The organism is Neobacillus niacini, assembly GCF_030817595.1.
Taxonomy (GTDB): domain Bacteria; phylum Bacillota; class Bacilli; order Bacillales; family Cytobacillaceae; genus Neobacillus; species Neobacillus niacini_G.
Map to the genome: position 1 here is coordinate 5,391,388 of NZ_JAUSZN010000001.1, position 14,403 is coordinate 5,405,790.

At 39.7% G+C, this 14,403-nt stretch carries 15 protein-coding genes and 1 tRNA gene; 15 read left to right on the forward strand and 1 reads right to left on the reverse strand.

Going from position 1 to position 14,403, the window contains the following annotated elements; genetic code table 11:
• Positions 1 to 15 precede the first annotated feature (15 nt).
• From rapZ to QFZ31_RS25400, 4 genes are read left to right on the forward strand one after another with little or no spacing between them, the layout of a single operon-like run.
• Positions 16 to 909 carry an RNase adapter RapZ gene (gene rapZ / locus QFZ31_RS25385; protein ID WP_307308399.1) on the forward strand — a complete coding sequence of 298 codons (894 nt, stop codon included), beginning with the start codon at positions 16 to 18 and terminating at the stop codon, positions 907 to 909.
• Positions 906 to 1,889, forward strand: a complete 984-nt coding sequence (locus QFZ31_RS25390; RefSeq protein WP_307308402.1) for a gluconeogenesis factor YvcK family protein — start codon at positions 906 to 908, stop codon at positions 1,887 to 1,889. Before rapZ ends, QFZ31_RS25390 begins: the two co-directional genes overlap by 4 nt.
• 41 nt (positions 1,890 to 1,930) lie before the next feature.
• Positions 1,931 to 2,881 (forward strand): DNA-binding protein WhiA, encoded by a 951-nt coding sequence (gene whiA / locus QFZ31_RS25395; RefSeq protein ID WP_179595235.1) that lies wholly within the window; start codon positions 1,931 to 1,933, stop codon positions 2,879 to 2,881.
• Positions 2,882 to 2,906: 25 nt separating this feature from the next.
• Complete coding sequence (locus QFZ31_RS25400) at positions 2,907 to 3,164, forward strand: HPr family phosphocarrier protein (protein ID WP_179595236.1); 258 nt, start codon at positions 2,907 to 2,909, stop codon at positions 3,162 to 3,164.
• 41 nt (positions 3,165 to 3,205) lie between these two features.
• On the opposite strand, the gene clpP is transcribed toward QFZ31_RS25400, so the two are convergent.
• On the reverse strand, positions 3,206 to 3,811 hold the full coding sequence (clpP, locus tag QFZ31_RS25405) for an ATP-dependent Clp endopeptidase proteolytic subunit ClpP (protein ID WP_179595237.1): 606 nt from the start codon (positions 3,809 to 3,811) through the stop codon (positions 3,206 to 3,208).
• A 198-nt stretch (positions 3,812 to 4,009) separates the two neighbouring features.
• On the opposite strand from clpP, the gene QFZ31_RS25410 reads away from it, so the two are divergent.
• The 11 genes from QFZ31_RS25410 to QFZ31_RS25460 all read left to right on the forward strand — a co-directional run bounded on the left by QFZ31_RS25410 (position 4,010) and on the right by QFZ31_RS25460 (position 14,384).
• A tRNA-Arg gene (locus QFZ31_RS25410) sits at positions 4,010 to 4,081 on the forward strand.
• A gap of 114 nt (positions 4,082 to 4,195) precedes the next feature.
• On the forward strand, positions 4,196 to 5,521 hold the full coding sequence (gene rpoN, locus QFZ31_RS25415) for an RNA polymerase factor sigma-54 (RefSeq protein WP_307308410.1): 1,326 nt from the start codon (positions 4,196 to 4,198) through the stop codon (positions 5,519 to 5,521).
• Positions 5,522 to 5,534: 13 nt separating this feature from the next.
• Entirely contained in the window at positions 5,535 to 5,792 is a 258-nt protein-coding gene (locus QFZ31_RS25420) for a glutaredoxin family protein (RefSeq protein ID WP_307308412.1), read from the forward strand.
• Between the two features lie 133 nt (positions 5,793 to 5,925).
• Positions 5,926 to 6,948: a sugar-binding transcriptional regulator gene (locus QFZ31_RS25425; RefSeq protein WP_307308413.1), complete on the forward strand. Its 1,023-nt coding sequence runs from the start codon at positions 5,926 to 5,928 to the stop codon at positions 6,946 to 6,948.
• 49 nt (positions 6,949 to 6,997) lie between these two features.
• Positions 6,998 to 8,005, forward strand: coding sequence for a type I glyceraldehyde-3-phosphate dehydrogenase (gap, locus tag QFZ31_RS25430; protein WP_307308416.1), 1,008 nt, complete (start codon positions 6,998 to 7,000; stop codon positions 8,003 to 8,005).
• Positions 8,006 to 8,260: 255 nt separating this feature from the next.
• On the forward strand, positions 8,261 to 9,445 hold the full coding sequence (locus QFZ31_RS25435; RefSeq protein WP_307308419.1) for a phosphoglycerate kinase: 1,185 nt from the start codon (positions 8,261 to 8,263) through the stop codon (positions 9,443 to 9,445).
• Positions 9,446 to 9,478: 33 nt separating this feature from the next.
• Entirely contained in the window at positions 9,479 to 10,240 is a 762-nt protein-coding gene (gene tpiA, locus QFZ31_RS25440) for a triose-phosphate isomerase (protein ID WP_307308422.1), read from the forward strand.
• Positions 10,233 to 11,765 carry a 2,3-bisphosphoglycerate-independent phosphoglycerate mutase gene (gene gpmI / locus QFZ31_RS25445; protein ID WP_307308424.1) on the forward strand — a complete coding sequence of 511 codons (1,533 nt, stop codon included), beginning with the start codon at positions 10,233 to 10,235 and terminating at the stop codon, positions 11,763 to 11,765. Before tpiA ends, gpmI begins: the two co-directional genes overlap by 8 nt.
• A 27-nt stretch (positions 11,766 to 11,792) precedes the next feature.
• Positions 11,793 to 13,091 (forward strand): phosphopyruvate hydratase, encoded by a 1,299-nt coding sequence (eno, locus tag QFZ31_RS25450; protein ID WP_307308427.1) that lies wholly within the window; start codon positions 11,793 to 11,795, stop codon positions 13,089 to 13,091.
• A 175-nt stretch (positions 13,092 to 13,266) separates the two neighbouring features.
• Complete coding sequence (secG, locus tag QFZ31_RS25455) at positions 13,267 to 13,500, forward strand: preprotein translocase subunit SecG (protein WP_179595247.1); 234 nt, start codon at positions 13,267 to 13,269, stop codon at positions 13,498 to 13,500.
• Positions 13,501 to 13,637: 137 nt separating this feature from the next.
• A complete protein-coding gene (locus QFZ31_RS25460) occupies positions 13,638 to 14,384 on the forward strand; it encodes an alpha/beta hydrolase (RefSeq protein ID WP_307308430.1) in 747 nt (248 codons plus the stop codon).
• The last annotated feature ends 19 nt before the right edge of the window (positions 14,385 to 14,403 follow it).

A 14,403-nucleotide genomic window follows, 5' to 3' on the forward strand; every position in this document is an offset into this window, starting at 1 on the left:
GAGGGGGAAAAATAAATGAGTACCGGATCAACAAATGAAACACAAATGGTCATAATCACGGGGATGTCAGGAGCAGGGAAAACGGTTGCTATCCAAAGTTTAGAGGATTTAGGTTTTTTCTGTGTGGATAATCTGCCGCCGACTCTCCTTCCAAAATTCCTTGAACTTATGAAGGAATCTGGGAATAAAATGAATAAAGTGGCATTGGTTATGGATTTGAGGGGTAGAGAGTTTTTTGATCATTTGTTTAAAGCGCTTGATGACCTTGCAGAAACCTCATGGGTGAGCCCACAAATCCTATTCTTGGATGCTGATGATGCTACTTTAGTGAGAAGATATAAAGAAACAAGAAGATTTCATCCACTGGCACAATCAGGTTTGCCATTAGAAGGAATTAAATTGGAACGGGAGCTTCTTGATGAATTAAAGGGCAGAGCCCAACTTATTTACAACACTTCACAAATGAAGCCACGTGAGTTACGCGAAAAGATAATAACGGAATTCACTACGAATAAAAAATCAATTTTTACTGTCAATGTCATGTCATTTGGATTTAAGTACGGTATTCCAATCGATGCCGATCTTGTGTTTGATGTTCGTTTCCTTCCAAATCCCCATTATATCGACCACATGAGGCCAAAGACAGGATTGGATCAAGAGGTTTCGAGCTATGTTTTAAAATGGAATGAAACGCATAAATTCATAGAGAAGGTTACAGATTTGCTAAGCTTTATGCTTCCGCATTATAAGCGGGAAGGTAAAGCCCAGCTTGTGATTGCAATCGGTTGTACCGGAGGGCAGCATCGCTCCGTTACCCTTGCCGAATATCTTGCTAAATACTTTGAAAATGATTATAAGACTTTCGTTTCACACCGTGACATTGAGAGGAGAAAGGATAAGACGACATGAGGGAGTTAGGACAGCCAAGAATCGTCATCATTGGCGGAGGAACAGGATTGCCGGTTTTATTACGAGGCTTAAAACAGTATCCAGTTGATATTACCGCCATTGTGACGGTTGCTGATGATGGCGGCAGTTCAGGAAGACTCCGTGATGATCTGCAAATCCCACCGCCTGGGGATATCCGAAATGTGTTAGCTGCACTATCGGATGTTGAACCGTTGGTGGAAGAGATGTTTCAACATCGATTTAAGACCTCCAACGAATTATCGGGACATTCGCTTGGCAATTTAATTCTTGCTGCCATGACGTCCATTACCGGAAACTTTGTGCATGCGATTCAAGAAATGAGCAAGGTATTAAATGTTCGCGGTAAGGTTCTGCCTGCGGCCAATCAAAGTGTTGTGCTTCATGCGGAAATGGAGGATGGGACAGTCGTATCTGGTGAATCGAAAATTCCCTACTCAGGCAAAAAAATAAAAAAAGTTTTTCTGACACCAGAGGTTATCACTCCTTTGCCGGAATCCATACAAGCCATTAGACAAGCGGATCTAATTATTATCGGACCAGGAAGTTTATATACGAGTATCCTGCCTAATCTGTTAGTACCGCGCTTAGGTGAAGAGGTCTGCCGTTCTCATGCGAAAAAGGTGTATATATGCAATTTAATGACACAAGCGGGTGAAACGCACGGGTACACGGCTAGTGATCATGTAAAAGCCATTTATGATCATATGGTTTGTGCTTTTATGGATACCATTTTAGTGAACGATAAAGAAATTCCTGAAGACATCCAGCTACGCTACAATGAAGAACTGGCTGACCCTGTCCATTATGATTTAGAGCGCATATTTGAACTTGGGCTTGAGGTGGTTCATGCAGATATTGCCATCCAGGAAAATGGGGCACTGCGACATGACCCGAAAAAAGTGGCCAAAATTTTATATAATTTACTTTTAAGTGAAACCAAACGAAGATATGAAGCGTAAATACTAATGCCCGTGAAAAAGGGGCAAAAGGGGGTGAAGGGATGTCTTTCGCTTCGGAAACGAAAAAAGAATTAACGAATTTAGAAATAAAGCCTTGCTGCACACAAGCCGAACTTTCTGCTCTTATACGAATGAATGGCTCTATGTCTTTTTCCAACCGCAAGTTGATTGTTGATATTCAGACTGAAAATGCAGCCATTGCCAGAAGGATTTATACGTTAATAAAAAAAAGCTATGATGTTCCAGTAGAGCTGCTTGTTCGGAAAAAAATGAGACTAAAAAAGAACAATGTTTACATTGTCCGCTTGTCGCAGCAGGCGAAGGAAATACTAGAGGATATGAAAATCCTTGGTGAAGGATTTACCTTCATCCATGACATAGCAAGTGATCTTGTGAAAAAGAAATGTTGTAAACGTTCTTACCTGCGTGGGGCGTTTCTAGCGGGAGGTTCCGTAAACAATCCGGAAACTTCATCGTACCATTTGGAAATTGCTTCACTATACAAGGAGCATAACGATTCCTTGTGTGAATTAATGAATAAATTTGGTCTAAATAGCAAGACACTTGAGCGCAAAAAAGGCTATATTACTTACTTAAAAGAAGCTGAAAAAATTACCGAGTATTTAAATATTATTGGTGCAGTCAATGCACTTCTTCGCTTTGAAGATGTGAGGATTGTAAGGGATATGCGAAATTCCGTTAATCGTCTGGTGAATTGTGAAACTGCGAACTTAAATAAAACAATTGGTGCTTCTATCCGGCAGGTTGAAAATATTCGCTATATTAACGATACGGTTGGATTGCATATCTTACCTGAAAAGTTAAGAGAAATTGCTGAACTCAGGCTCCACTATACGGATGTAACCCTTAAAGAGCTAGGGGAAATGGTATCCGGAGGTACAATTAGTAAATCGGGGATTAATCATCGGTTAAGAAAAATAGATGAAATTGCAGATAAATTGCGGATTGGTGATTTGGCTCCAAGAAAATAGAGGAAAAAATAAGGAGGATTTTGTAATGGTAGAGAAACAGGTGGAAGTTAAATTGAAAACGGGTCTTCAAGCACGACCAGCAGCATTATTTGTTCAGGAGGCAAACCGTTTTTCAGCGGATATTTTTTTAGAAAAAGATGGTAAGAAAGTAAATGCAAAAAGTATTATGGGCCTTATGAGCTTAGCTGTCGGCTCTGGGGTTTTAGTTAATATAGTCGCTGATGGCGATGATGAAGAAAAAGCTATTGATGCACTGTCTAATTTTGTTCAAAATGAACAATAAAAAAAGAGTTTGACCTTGGAATGGGTCAAACTCTTTTTATTTTATTTATCTTTCTTTTCTTCTGTAAGACTTCTAGTGATGATATGGTCAACGAGACCGTATTCTTTTGCTCTTTCAGCTGTCATGAAGTTATCGCGGTCAGTGTCCTTTTGGATTACTTCTAGCGGCTGGCCTGTGCGCTCTGCTAAGATTCCATTCAATTTTTCACGAAGGAATAAGATACGCTTAGCCGCAATTTCAATCTCAGTCGCTTGACCTTGTGCTCCGCCTAATGGTTGATGGATCATTACTTCTGCATTCGGTAACGCATAACGCTTACCTTTTGTTCCTGCTGCAAGTAAGAAGGCACCCATTGAAGCTGCCATACCAATACAAATGGTCTGAACATCAGGCTTAATGAACTGCATTGTGTCATAAATGGCCATACCAGCTGTAATACTGCCGCCAGGGCTGTTAATATAGATGGATATATCCTTTTCAGGGTTTTCCGCTTCTAGGAATAGTAATTGTGCTACAATGCTGTTAGCCACATGATCGTCAATACCACTTCCAAGCATAATGATACGGTCTTTTAAAAGACGAGAGTAGATGTCATATGCTCTTTCTCCGCGGTTTGTTTGTTCAATAACTGTAGGAATCAAGTTCATTTTTCTTCCTCCTTTAAGTATGAAAGATAGTAATATGTATAGTTAATGATACACTGATGGTCAATTAAGGTCAAACAATTCGCCTTTATATTTGTTCGACAACTTTCCCTATACAAGCATACCCGCTGAGAGTTTTTTTAAACCTATAAAACTTGCAAAGTTTCACAAATTGGCATATAATATGTAAGTCGCATATATGCGCTCGTGGTGCAACGGATAGCACGTAAGATTCCGGTTCTTAAAATGGGGGTTCGATTCCCTCCGAGCGCGTCAATGAAACCTTCTGTTATCAGTAACAGGAGGTTTTTTCTTTTATGCCAGTTAATTTACCGTACACTAAATCTCCATCTTCATGTAAAATAGAGCAAGGGGGGAGATTGGTTTATGGACTTAAAAGCAGGTTTATGGCAACAACAAACATTGAAATTGGCAATGACACAGGAATTGACCCAGGCCATTGCGCTTTTACAATATTCAGCACAAGAGCTTTCCACTTTTTTAGAAAACAAAGCACTTGAAAATCCCCTATTACAGGTTGAGAATAACCATATTCAGCCTATTAACCCATTAATAGACCGCAATCGGCGGAAACATACGAAAAATACGGAAAATGATTGGATTGAGCAAATTGCAGCAAAGTCATCTTCTAAGGAAGACCAACTGCTAAATCAACTTAATCTTAGAAAATACTCAAGTATTCAATTAAAAATTATTAAACACTTGATTGATAACCTCGATGTAAACGGATACTTAACCGCTGAACCGGAAGAAATTGCTGATCTATTAGGTGTCCAATTAGAACTGGTTGAAGACAGCATTATTGTGATTCAAACTTTGGAACCAGCTGGAATCGGGGCTAGGAATCTTCAAGAATGTTTATTAATACAGCTCGAACGGGAAAACCTAAAGGATGATTTGGCACTGACAATCCTAACTCACTACTTCATCCCATTTGCGGAGAAGAAATGGAAGCAGATTGCAAAGGAACTACAAATACCTTTACAAAAGATTCAAGAGATATTTGATATAATACAGCAGCTGAATCCACGACCAGGTGCACGTTTAGAGCAGGAAAGTGCCTCCTACATCATCCCTGATGCGATTGTAGAACGCTTTGGGGATGGATTTTCCGTCAGGCTGTGTGATGACATCCTTCCAAAAATAAGTTTTAATGATCATTATTATCAAAAAATGACTACCACGAAGGATTCTCAAGTAAGCCGTTTTTTGCAGGAAAAAGTGCAAGATTATCAATGGATTATGAAAAGTATTGAGCAGAGGAAAGAAACTTTAACGAGGGTTGTCAGCAAAATTGTGGAAAAGCAAACTTCCTTTTTTGAAAATGGCAAGGAATATTTAGTTCCGATGACCATGAAGGAGGTAGCGGGTGAACTTGAAATTCATGAATCAACGGTGAGTCGTGCGGTGAAAGAAAAATATGTGCAGACACCGATTGGTACTTTCCCGTTGAAGTCGTTCTTTACCAGTACGATTCAAACAGTTTCGAATGAAAGCACGTCCTCGAGTCAGGTGAAAAATGAGATTGCTTCGATGATCAACAGTGAAGATAAACAACGTCCATTATCAGACCAGGAAATTGTCGAGAAACTGAAATCAAGTCAAGGAATCGTTGTCTCTAGAAGAACAGTTGCAAAGTATCGGGACCAACTGGGCATAGCTTCCTCCTCTAAAAGAAAAAGGTTTGATTGAAAGGATACAAATAATGACACAGACAATAATCACCTTATATACAAGAAACCGCTGCTCACTTTGTGAAAAAGCGAAACAGGCCATCCTTGAACTTAAGGAAGACTGGACTTTTACATTAGAAGAAATAGATATTGATAAAAGTGATGAATTAACAGAACTATATGGAATCATGATTCCGGTTGTTCAGATTGATGGTGAAGAGGTGGGCTTTGGGATTATTAACAAATTTGACATAAGTAAACGTTTGCAAGAAAAATTGAAAAACTTTTAAGTTGAAATAGGTTTTCACTCCTGTTAGAATGTAAATTGTTAGCAGGGGTGATTTTTTTTCGATAGAGTGGGACATAATTTGTCTATGGTGGACATTTTATGACCAGTTACATATAATAAAGGAGCAGGACATTATGCAATCACTCATCGATATTCAAAAAAGATTATTACCTGATCTCCTTCAAGTACTACATAAACGATATTCTATCCTCAGACATATCGGTTTTATGCAGCCAGTGGGAAGAAGGAGTCTTGCTTCCAACCTTGGGTACACGGAAAGAGTTCTTCGCAGTGAGGTAGATTTCCTGAAGGAACAAAATCTTGTTTTAATTAACAATATTGGAATGAGTTTAACTTCTGAAGGGAAGAATTTGCTAGAGGATTTAGAAGGACTAATTCGAGAATTAATCGGTATTGACGTAATGGAATTGGAGTTGAAACACCGACTTAAGATTCGGAAGGTTATCATCGTACCTGGAAACAGTGATGAATCCCTTATGGTAAAAGAAGACCTTGGGAAGGCTTGTGCCTTTTGTATGAAAAAATATCTGACTGGGAAAAATATAATCGCTGTAACTGGCGGTTCAACAATGGCTGCTGTCGCAAATGTACTTACACCCGAGATTGGCAAAAAGGAATTGCTGTTTGTACCGGCACGCGGCGGAATTGGTGAGGATGTTCAGAACCAGGCAAATACGATAAGTTCGATTATGTCAAAAAATACAAAATCGAAGCACCGTGTATTCTATGTACCTGATCAGGTTAGTAATGAAATCTATCAATCCCTGATAAAAGAACCTGAAATTCATGAAGTATTAAACCTGATAAAATCAGCAAGCATGGTTCTTCATGGAATTGGGGATGCTATCACGATGGCTGAGCGAAGAAATTCAAAACCCGAGATTATGCAGAAGTTAGTAACGAATGCGGCTGTCGGGGAAGCCTTTGGCTATTATTTTAACGAAAAAGGTGAAATTGTCCACAAGGTATTAACAATTGGACTTCAGCTAGAAGACCTTGCGCAGATTCCTAATGTGATTGCTGTAGCAGGCGGCGCTTCTAAGGCGAAAGCAATTAAGGCTTATATGAAAAAGGCACCTGCCTCGACGATTTTAATAACAGATGAAGGTGCAGCAAGAAAGTTATTAAAAGGTTAATCCCTTTTTAAATAAAAAAACCTTTTTTCAATACAAGGAGGAAATTACAATGACAGTAAAAGTTGGTATTAATGGATTTGGTCGTATCGGCCGTAACGTATTCCGTGCGGCATTAAATAATGCAGATATGGAAATCGTAGCAATTAACGATTTAACTGATGCAAAAATGCTTGCGCACCTTTTAAAATACGATACTGTTCATGGAACTCTTCAACAAGAAGTTACCGTTGACGGCGAATATTTAGTTGTTGGCAACCAAAAGGTAAAAGTACTTGCTGAACGCGATCCAGCTCAATTAGGTTGGGGAGAACTTGGTGTTGAAGTAGTAGTTGAATCTACTGGACGTTTCACAAAGCGTGAAGATGCGGCAAAACACCTTGAAGCAGGTGCGAAGAAAGTTATCATTTCTGCTCCAGCAGATAACGAAGATATCACTATCGTAATGGGTGTTAACCAAGATAAATACGATCCGGCAAACCACCACGTATTATCAAACGCTTCATGTACAACAAACTGTCTAGCTCCTTTTGCGAAGGTTTTAAATGATGAATTCGGAATTAAGCGTGGAATGATGACTACCATCCACTCTTATACTAATGACCAACAAATCCTTGATTTACCACACAAGGACTACCGTCGTGCTCGTGCAGCAGCTGAGAACATGATTCCTACTTCAACTGGTGCAGCGAAAGCAGTTTCTTTAGTTCTTCCAGAACTTAAAGGCAAATTAAATGGTATGGCTGTTCGTGTACCAACTCCAAACGTATCAATCGTGGATTTAGTTGCTGAATTAGACAGAGAAGTAACAGCTGATGAAGTAAATGCAGCATTAAAAGCAGCTGCTGAAGGTCCATTAAAAGGAATTTTACACTACAGCGAACTTCCATTAGTATCTTCAGATTATAATGGCAGCCCAGCTTCATCTTCAATTGATTCATTATCTACTATGGTTCTTGAAGGTAACATGGTAAAAGTATTATCTTGGTACGATAACGAAGTTGGTTATTCTAGCCGCGTTGTTGACCTTATTGATTACATCGCTCAAAAAGGACTATAATCCTAACAGGCTAAGGTTGGAAATATTTTCTTCTAAAAGCTATAATGATTTATGGTATTTCAAAGGGGAGCGGGGAACATTCCCCCCTCCTTTTTTTATGTAATAATCTTTGAGAATTGTCTAGCTGCAGCGCCTAGGGGCTCGGGTCATAAGCCAATCCGTCAAGAAGGTTAAAGAACAACCTTCATGACGGCTCGTCTTATGCCTGTCGCCCCTGTGCAAGGCGCTTCCGCATTTCTAATTAGGAGGCTTCGCATGAACAAGAAAACATTAAAAGATGTAGATGTAAAAGGAAAACGCGTTTTCTGCCGTGTTGATTTTAACGTTCCTATGCAGGATGGAAAAATCACGGATGAAACAAGAATCCGCGCTGCAGTACCTACTATTCAATATTTAATCGAGCAAGGTGCTAAAGTCATCTTAGCGAGCCATTTTGGACGTCCAAAGGGTAAAGTAGTAGAGGAAATGCGTTTAACTCCTGTGGGTGTAAGACTTTCTGAGCTTCTTGGCAAAAACGTGCAAAAAGCAGATGAAGCATATGGTGATTCTGTTAAATCTATCATTGAATCTATGAATGCAGGCGATGTTCTTCTTCTTGAAAACGTTCGTTTTTACCCAGGTGAAGAAAAGAATGATCCAGAATTAGCAAAATCCTTTGCCGAACTCGCTGACGTCTATGTAAATGACGCATTTGGTGCAGCTCATAGAGCACATGCTTCTACAGAAGGTATTGCTCACCATCTTCCTGCAGTGTCTGGTCTATTAATGGAGAAAGAGCTTGATGTACTAGGAAAAGCTCTATCAAATCCAGAACGTCCATTTACCGCAATCATTGGCGGAGCGAAGGTTAAGGACAAGATTGGTGTTATTGAAAACCTATTAGAAAAGGTTGATAACCTAATCATTGGCGGCGGCCTTGCTTATACTTTTATTAAGGCACAGGGTCATGAAATTGGTAAATCTCTTCTTGAGGCAGACAAAATGGACTTAGCGAATTCTTTTATAGAAAAGGCAAAAGAAAAAGGTGTCAATTTCTATATGCCGGTTGACGCTATCGTTGCCGATGATTTCTCTGCGGATGCAAATTCTAAAGAGGTAGCAATCGAAGAAATACCGGCAGATTGGGAAGCACTTGATATCGGACCTAAAACAAGAGAAATCTATCGTGAAGTAATCAAAAAATCAAAATTAGTCATTTGGAATGGACCAATGGGTGTGTTCGAAATTGATAAATTTGCTGGTGGTACGAAGGCAGTTGCTGAAGCACTTGCAGAAGCAGAAGGTACATATTCAGTAATTGGCGGCGGAGACTCTGCGGCAGCGGTAGAAAAATTCAATTTAGCAGAAAAAATGAGCCATATTTCAACAGGCGGCGGCGCTTCACTTGAATTCATGGAAGGCAAAGAACTTCCAGGCGTTGTAGCTTTAAATGATAAATAATAAGAACTTTCTATTTTGAAAGGTTGTGTAACAATGCGTAAACCGATTATTGCAGGTAACTGGAAAATGAATAAGACATTTGCTGAGGCGAAAAGCTTTGCCGAGGAAGTAAAAGGTCTTGTTCCACATCATGAAAAAATGGATTCTGTTATTTGTGCACCAGCTTTATTTTTACAAAGTCTTGTGGAACAAACAGAAGGAACTGATGTCAAAATAGGCGCACAAAACATGCATTTCGAAGAAAGCGGAGCTTTTACAGGAGAAATCAGTCCAAAACCTCTAGCTGAAATTGGTGTTCAATATGTGATTCTTGGACATTCTGAACGTCGTGAAATGTTTAATGAAACCGATGAAAGTGTTAATAAAAAGACACTTGCAGCTTTTAAATATAACTTAACTCCAATCGTTTGCTGCGGTGAAACATTAGAGCAGCGTGAAAACGGTGAAACCAATGAACTAGTTGGTTCACAAATTCAAAAAGCTTTAGCTGGCTTAACAGATGAGCAAGTAAAACAAACGGTTATTGCTTATGAACCAATCTGGGCGATTGGAACAGGCAAATCTTCGACTGCACAAGATGCAAATGAAGTATGTGCTCATATCCGCCAAGTGGTTTCACAACAATTCAATGAAGAAGTTGCTAATGCTGTGAGAATTCAGTATGGCGGTAGTGTAAAACCAGAAAATATTAAGGAATACATGGCACAGCCTGATATAGACGGTGCACTTGTTGGCGGAGCCAGCCTTGAGCCAGGTTCATTCCTGCAGCTATTGGAGGCAGGCAGCTATGAGTAAGTCTCCCGTTGCCCTCATCATTCTTGATGGATTTGGATGCAGGGATGAACAAAAAGGGAATGCAGTGTATCATGCAAAAAAACCGAATTTTGATCGGTATTGGAGTACGTTTCCGCACTCGCATTTAACGGCTTCCGGTGAAGCAGTTGGTCTTCCTGAGGGACAAATGGGCAACTCCGAAGTAGGCCATTTAAATATCGGTGCTGGCCGGGTTGTATACCAAAGCTTAACACGTGTGAATATCGCCATTCGTGAAGGTGAATTTGTAAAAAATGAAACCATCTGCAGTGCGATGGACCATGTGAAGAAAAATGGAACAAACCTGCATTTATTTGGTTTATTATCCGATGGAGGCGTACACAGCCATATTAACCATATGTTTGCCCTATTGAAGATGGCAAAAGAGGAAGGCGTAGAAAAGGTATATATTCATGGCTTCCTTGATGGACGTGATGTTGGTCCGAAAACAGCTGCAACATATATTAAACAAACTTTGGATAAAATGAATGAGTATGGCGTTGGTGAGTTTGCTACCATCTCTGGACGTTATTATTCAATGGACCGTGACAAGCGTTGGGATCGCGTTGAAAAATCTTACTGCTCTATGGTTTATGGTGATGGACCAGCCTACACCAATCCATTAGACGTGGTAGAGGATTCCTACCAGCATGGAATTTTTGATGAATTCGTTATTCCATCCGTGATCACAAAGGAAGATGGTCAGCCTGTTGCGACAATCAAAGACAATGACGCCGTCATTTTCTATAATTTCCGTCCAGACCGGGCAATCCAAATTTCTAATGTATTCACAAACGAAGATTTCCGTCCTTTTGACCGTGGAGAGAAACATCCGAGGGATTTATTCTTCGTATGTTTAACACATTTCAGTGAATCGGTAAATGGATACGTTGCGTTTAAGCCTTCTAACCTGGATAACACATTAGGAGAGGTATTAGCGCAAAACGGATTGAAGCAATTAAGAATTGCCGAAACCGAAAAATATCCTCATGTTACGTTCTTTATGAGCGGCGGCCGTGAGGACAAGTTCCCTGGAGAAGAGCGCATTCTTATCAACTCACCTAAGGTTGCAACCTATGACCTGCAGCCTGAAATGAGTGCTTATGAAGTTACAGACGCGCTGCTTAAAGAAATTCAAGATGATAAATTTGATGCCATTATCCTAAACTTTGCTAACCCTGATATGGTTGGACATTCAGGAATGCTTGAACCAACGGTTAAGGCAATTGAAACAGTTGATGAATGCTTAGGTAAAATCGTTGATTTAATTCTTGAAAAAGGTGGATCAGCTATTATTACAGCTGACCATGGTAACGCAGATGAAGTGATGACTCTTGAAGGCGAGCCAATGACAGCCCATACCACGAATCCAGTTCCAGTTATTATCACAAAGAATGACGTGGAGCTGCGAGAAGGTGGAATCCTAGGAGATTTAGCTCCTACGATGTTAAAGCTGCTTGGTGTCGGGCAGCCAGAGGAAATGACAGGAAAATCGTTAATTAAATAATTTTTATATTAAAAGGAGAGAAATTAAATGCCATTTATTGCAGATGTATACGCACGTGAAGTATTAGATTCCCGCGGGAACCCAACAGTTGAAGTAGAAGTTTTTACTGAATCAGGCGCTTTTGGCCGTGCTTTAGTTCCAAGTGGTGCTTCTACAGGTGAATATGAAGCAGTTGAACTTCGTGATGGTGACAAAGAGCGTTACCTTGGTAAAGGTGTATTAAAAGCTGTAGATAACGTAAACGAAATTATTGCACCACACCTTGTTGGTGAAGAATTCAGCGTGTTAGATCAAGTTGCTGTTGACCAAGCTTTAATCGAGCTTGATGGAACTGAAAATAAAGGTAAATTAGGCGCCAATGCCATCCTAGGTGTTTCTATGGCTGTAGCTCATGCTGCTGCTAACTACTTAGATATTCCTTTATATCAATACCTTGGCGGATTCAACTCTAAGCAGCTTCCAGTTCCAATGATGAACATTGTTAACGGCGGAGAGCATGCTGATAACAACGTTGATATTCAAGAATTCATGGTTATGCCTGTTGGAGCTCCTAACTTTAGAGAAGCACTTCGTATGGGTACAGAAATTTTCCACAGCTTAAAGTCTGTTCTTAAAGAAAAAGGACTTAACACAGCTGTTGGAGATGAAGGCGGATTTGCTCCAAACTTAGGATCTAACGAAGAAGCACTTCAAACGATTGTACAAGCAATCGAAAAAGCTGGCTACAAGCCTGGTGAAGAAGTATTCTTAGCAATGGACGCAGCATCTTCTGAGTTCTATAACAAAGAAGATGGAAAATACCATCTTGCAGGTGAAGGCGTTGTGAAAACATCTGCTGAAATGGTTGATTGGTACGAAGAGCTTTCAAGCAAATACCCAATCATCTCAATCGAAGATGGTCTAGATGAAAACGACTGGGAAGGACACAAGCTTCTAACTGAACGTCTTGGTAAAAAGGTTCAATTAGTTGGGGATGACCTATTCGTTACAAATACTAAGAAGCTTTCTGAAGGTATTGAAAAAGGAATCGGGAACTCAATCCTTATCAAAGTTAACCAAATCGGTACATTGACTGAAACATTTGACGCAATTGAAATGGCGAAGCGTGCTGGTTACACTGCAGTTATTTCTCACCGTTCTGGTGAAACTGAAGATAACACAATCGCTGACATCGCTGTTGCAACAAATGCGGGTCAAATCAAAACAGGTGCACCTTCACGTACAGACCGTGTTGCGAAATACAACCAATTACTTCGCATTGAAGACCAATTAGGTGAAACAGCACAATACAATGGTTTAAAATCTTTCTATAACCTTAAAAAATAAGAACAAAGCTTAGGCACTCATTGACGAATGGGTGCCTTTCTTGTCTGGAGTGACTGTATGATATTTTTGAAAGGATATCTACTATAAGCTGACATAACACTGGTATTGTTAAAAAGGCAATAATATGGTACATTAAAAATACTGTGAAATGTACGTACTACAGGAGGTGTCTTTCATGCATGCATTGGTTGTTACATTATTAGTAATCGTTAGTATCGGACTTATTCTTGTTGTTTTATTGCAATCAGGTAAAAGTGCTGGATTATCTGGTGCCATTTCAGGTGGTGCTGAACAATTATTCGGTAAGCAAAAAGCACGAGGACTGGACTTAATTTTACATCGCATTACTGTTGTATTAGCAGTTCTTTTCATTATTCTTGCTGTCTTAGTTGCATACTTCGAAGTTTAATAAAGAATGCTCAAAAACCTGGCTTATGTCAGGTTTTTTTTATGTACAAAACAACGAATGCTTTTTTCTGGAATGTTACCCCATTGTTTGCTTAAACTAAGGTAATGGATTTGATTAGAGTTGAAGGAGTTTTTATGATGAAAATTGCAGCACCTAAGCCCTTTACGTTTAAAGGAGGAAAACGAGCAGTTTTATTGCTTCACGGTTTTACAGGTAATTCGGCTGATGTTCGGATGTTGGGGCGTTTTTTAGAAAAACGAGGGTATACCTGTCATGCGCCTCACTATAAAGGACACGGAGTTCCGCCAGAGGAGCTTGTACATACTGGACCAGAAGATTGGTGGAAGGACGTAATAAATGGTTACAATTATTTAAAAGACCTAGGACATGAAGAAATTGCAGTTGGGGGACTTTCACTAGGCGGCGTATTTTCGTTGAAATTGGGTTACACTGTACCTATAAAGGGTATTATACCGATGTGTGCACCTATGTATATAAAAAGTGAAGAAGTGATGCACCAAGGAATTCTCGACTATGCCCGCGAATATAAGGTACGAGAAGGAAAAAGCGAAGAGCAAATTGAATTGGAAATGAATGAGTTTACGAAAACGCCAATGAAAACCTTAAAGGCGTTGCAATCTTTAATTTCTGATGTCCGCAACCATGTGGATATGATTTATGCTCCTACCTTTGTCGTCCAAGCTCGCCACGATAAAATGATTAACACAGATAGTGCAAACATCATTTACAATGAGGTTGAGTCCGTAACCAAAGAAATTAAATGGTATGAGGAATCGGGCCATGTGATTACGTTAGATAAAGAACGTGATCAGCTTCATGAAGATATATATGCTTTTTTAGAAAAATTAGATTGGCAGAAATAATCCTTTGAGGAGGGATTTT

Coding starts and splice junctions, on each gene's coding strand:
- rapZ (WP_307308399.1), top strand. CDS start 16: ATGAGTACCGGATCAACAAATGAAACACAAATGGTCATAATCACGGGG.
- QFZ31_RS25390 (WP_307308402.1), top strand. CDS start 906: ATGAGGGAGTTAGGACAGCCAAGAATCGTCATCATTGGCGGAGGAACA.
- whiA (WP_179595235.1), top strand. CDS start 1,931: ATGTCTTTCGCTTCGGAAACGAAAAAAGAATTAACGAATTTAGAAATA.
- QFZ31_RS25400 (WP_179595236.1), top strand. CDS start 2,907: ATGGTAGAGAAACAGGTGGAAGTTAAATTGAAAACGGGTCTTCAAGCA.
- clpP (WP_179595237.1), bottom strand. CDS start 3,811: ATGAACTTGATTCCTACAGTTATTGAACAAACAAACCGCGGAGAAAGA.
- rpoN (WP_307308410.1), top strand. CDS start 4,196: ATGGACTTAAAAGCAGGTTTATGGCAACAACAAACATTGAAATTGGCA.
- QFZ31_RS25420 (WP_307308412.1), top strand. CDS start 5,535: ATGACACAGACAATAATCACCTTATATACAAGAAACCGCTGCTCACTT.
- QFZ31_RS25425 (WP_307308413.1), top strand. CDS start 5,926: ATGCAATCACTCATCGATATTCAAAAAAGATTATTACCTGATCTCCTT.
- gap (WP_307308416.1), top strand. CDS start 6,998: ATGACAGTAAAAGTTGGTATTAATGGATTTGGTCGTATCGGCCGTAAC.
- QFZ31_RS25435 (WP_307308419.1), top strand. CDS start 8,261: ATGAACAAGAAAACATTAAAAGATGTAGATGTAAAAGGAAAACGCGTT.
- tpiA (WP_307308422.1), top strand. CDS start 9,479: ATGCGTAAACCGATTATTGCAGGTAACTGGAAAATGAATAAGACATTT.
- gpmI (WP_307308424.1), top strand. CDS start 10,233: ATGAGTAAGTCTCCCGTTGCCCTCATCATTCTTGATGGATTTGGATGC.
- eno (WP_307308427.1), top strand. CDS start 11,793: ATGCCATTTATTGCAGATGTATACGCACGTGAAGTATTAGATTCCCGC.
- secG (WP_179595247.1), top strand. CDS start 13,267: ATGCATGCATTGGTTGTTACATTATTAGTAATCGTTAGTATCGGACTT.
- QFZ31_RS25460 (WP_307308430.1), top strand. CDS start 13,638: ATGAAAATTGCAGCACCTAAGCCCTTTACGTTTAAAGGAGGAAAACGA.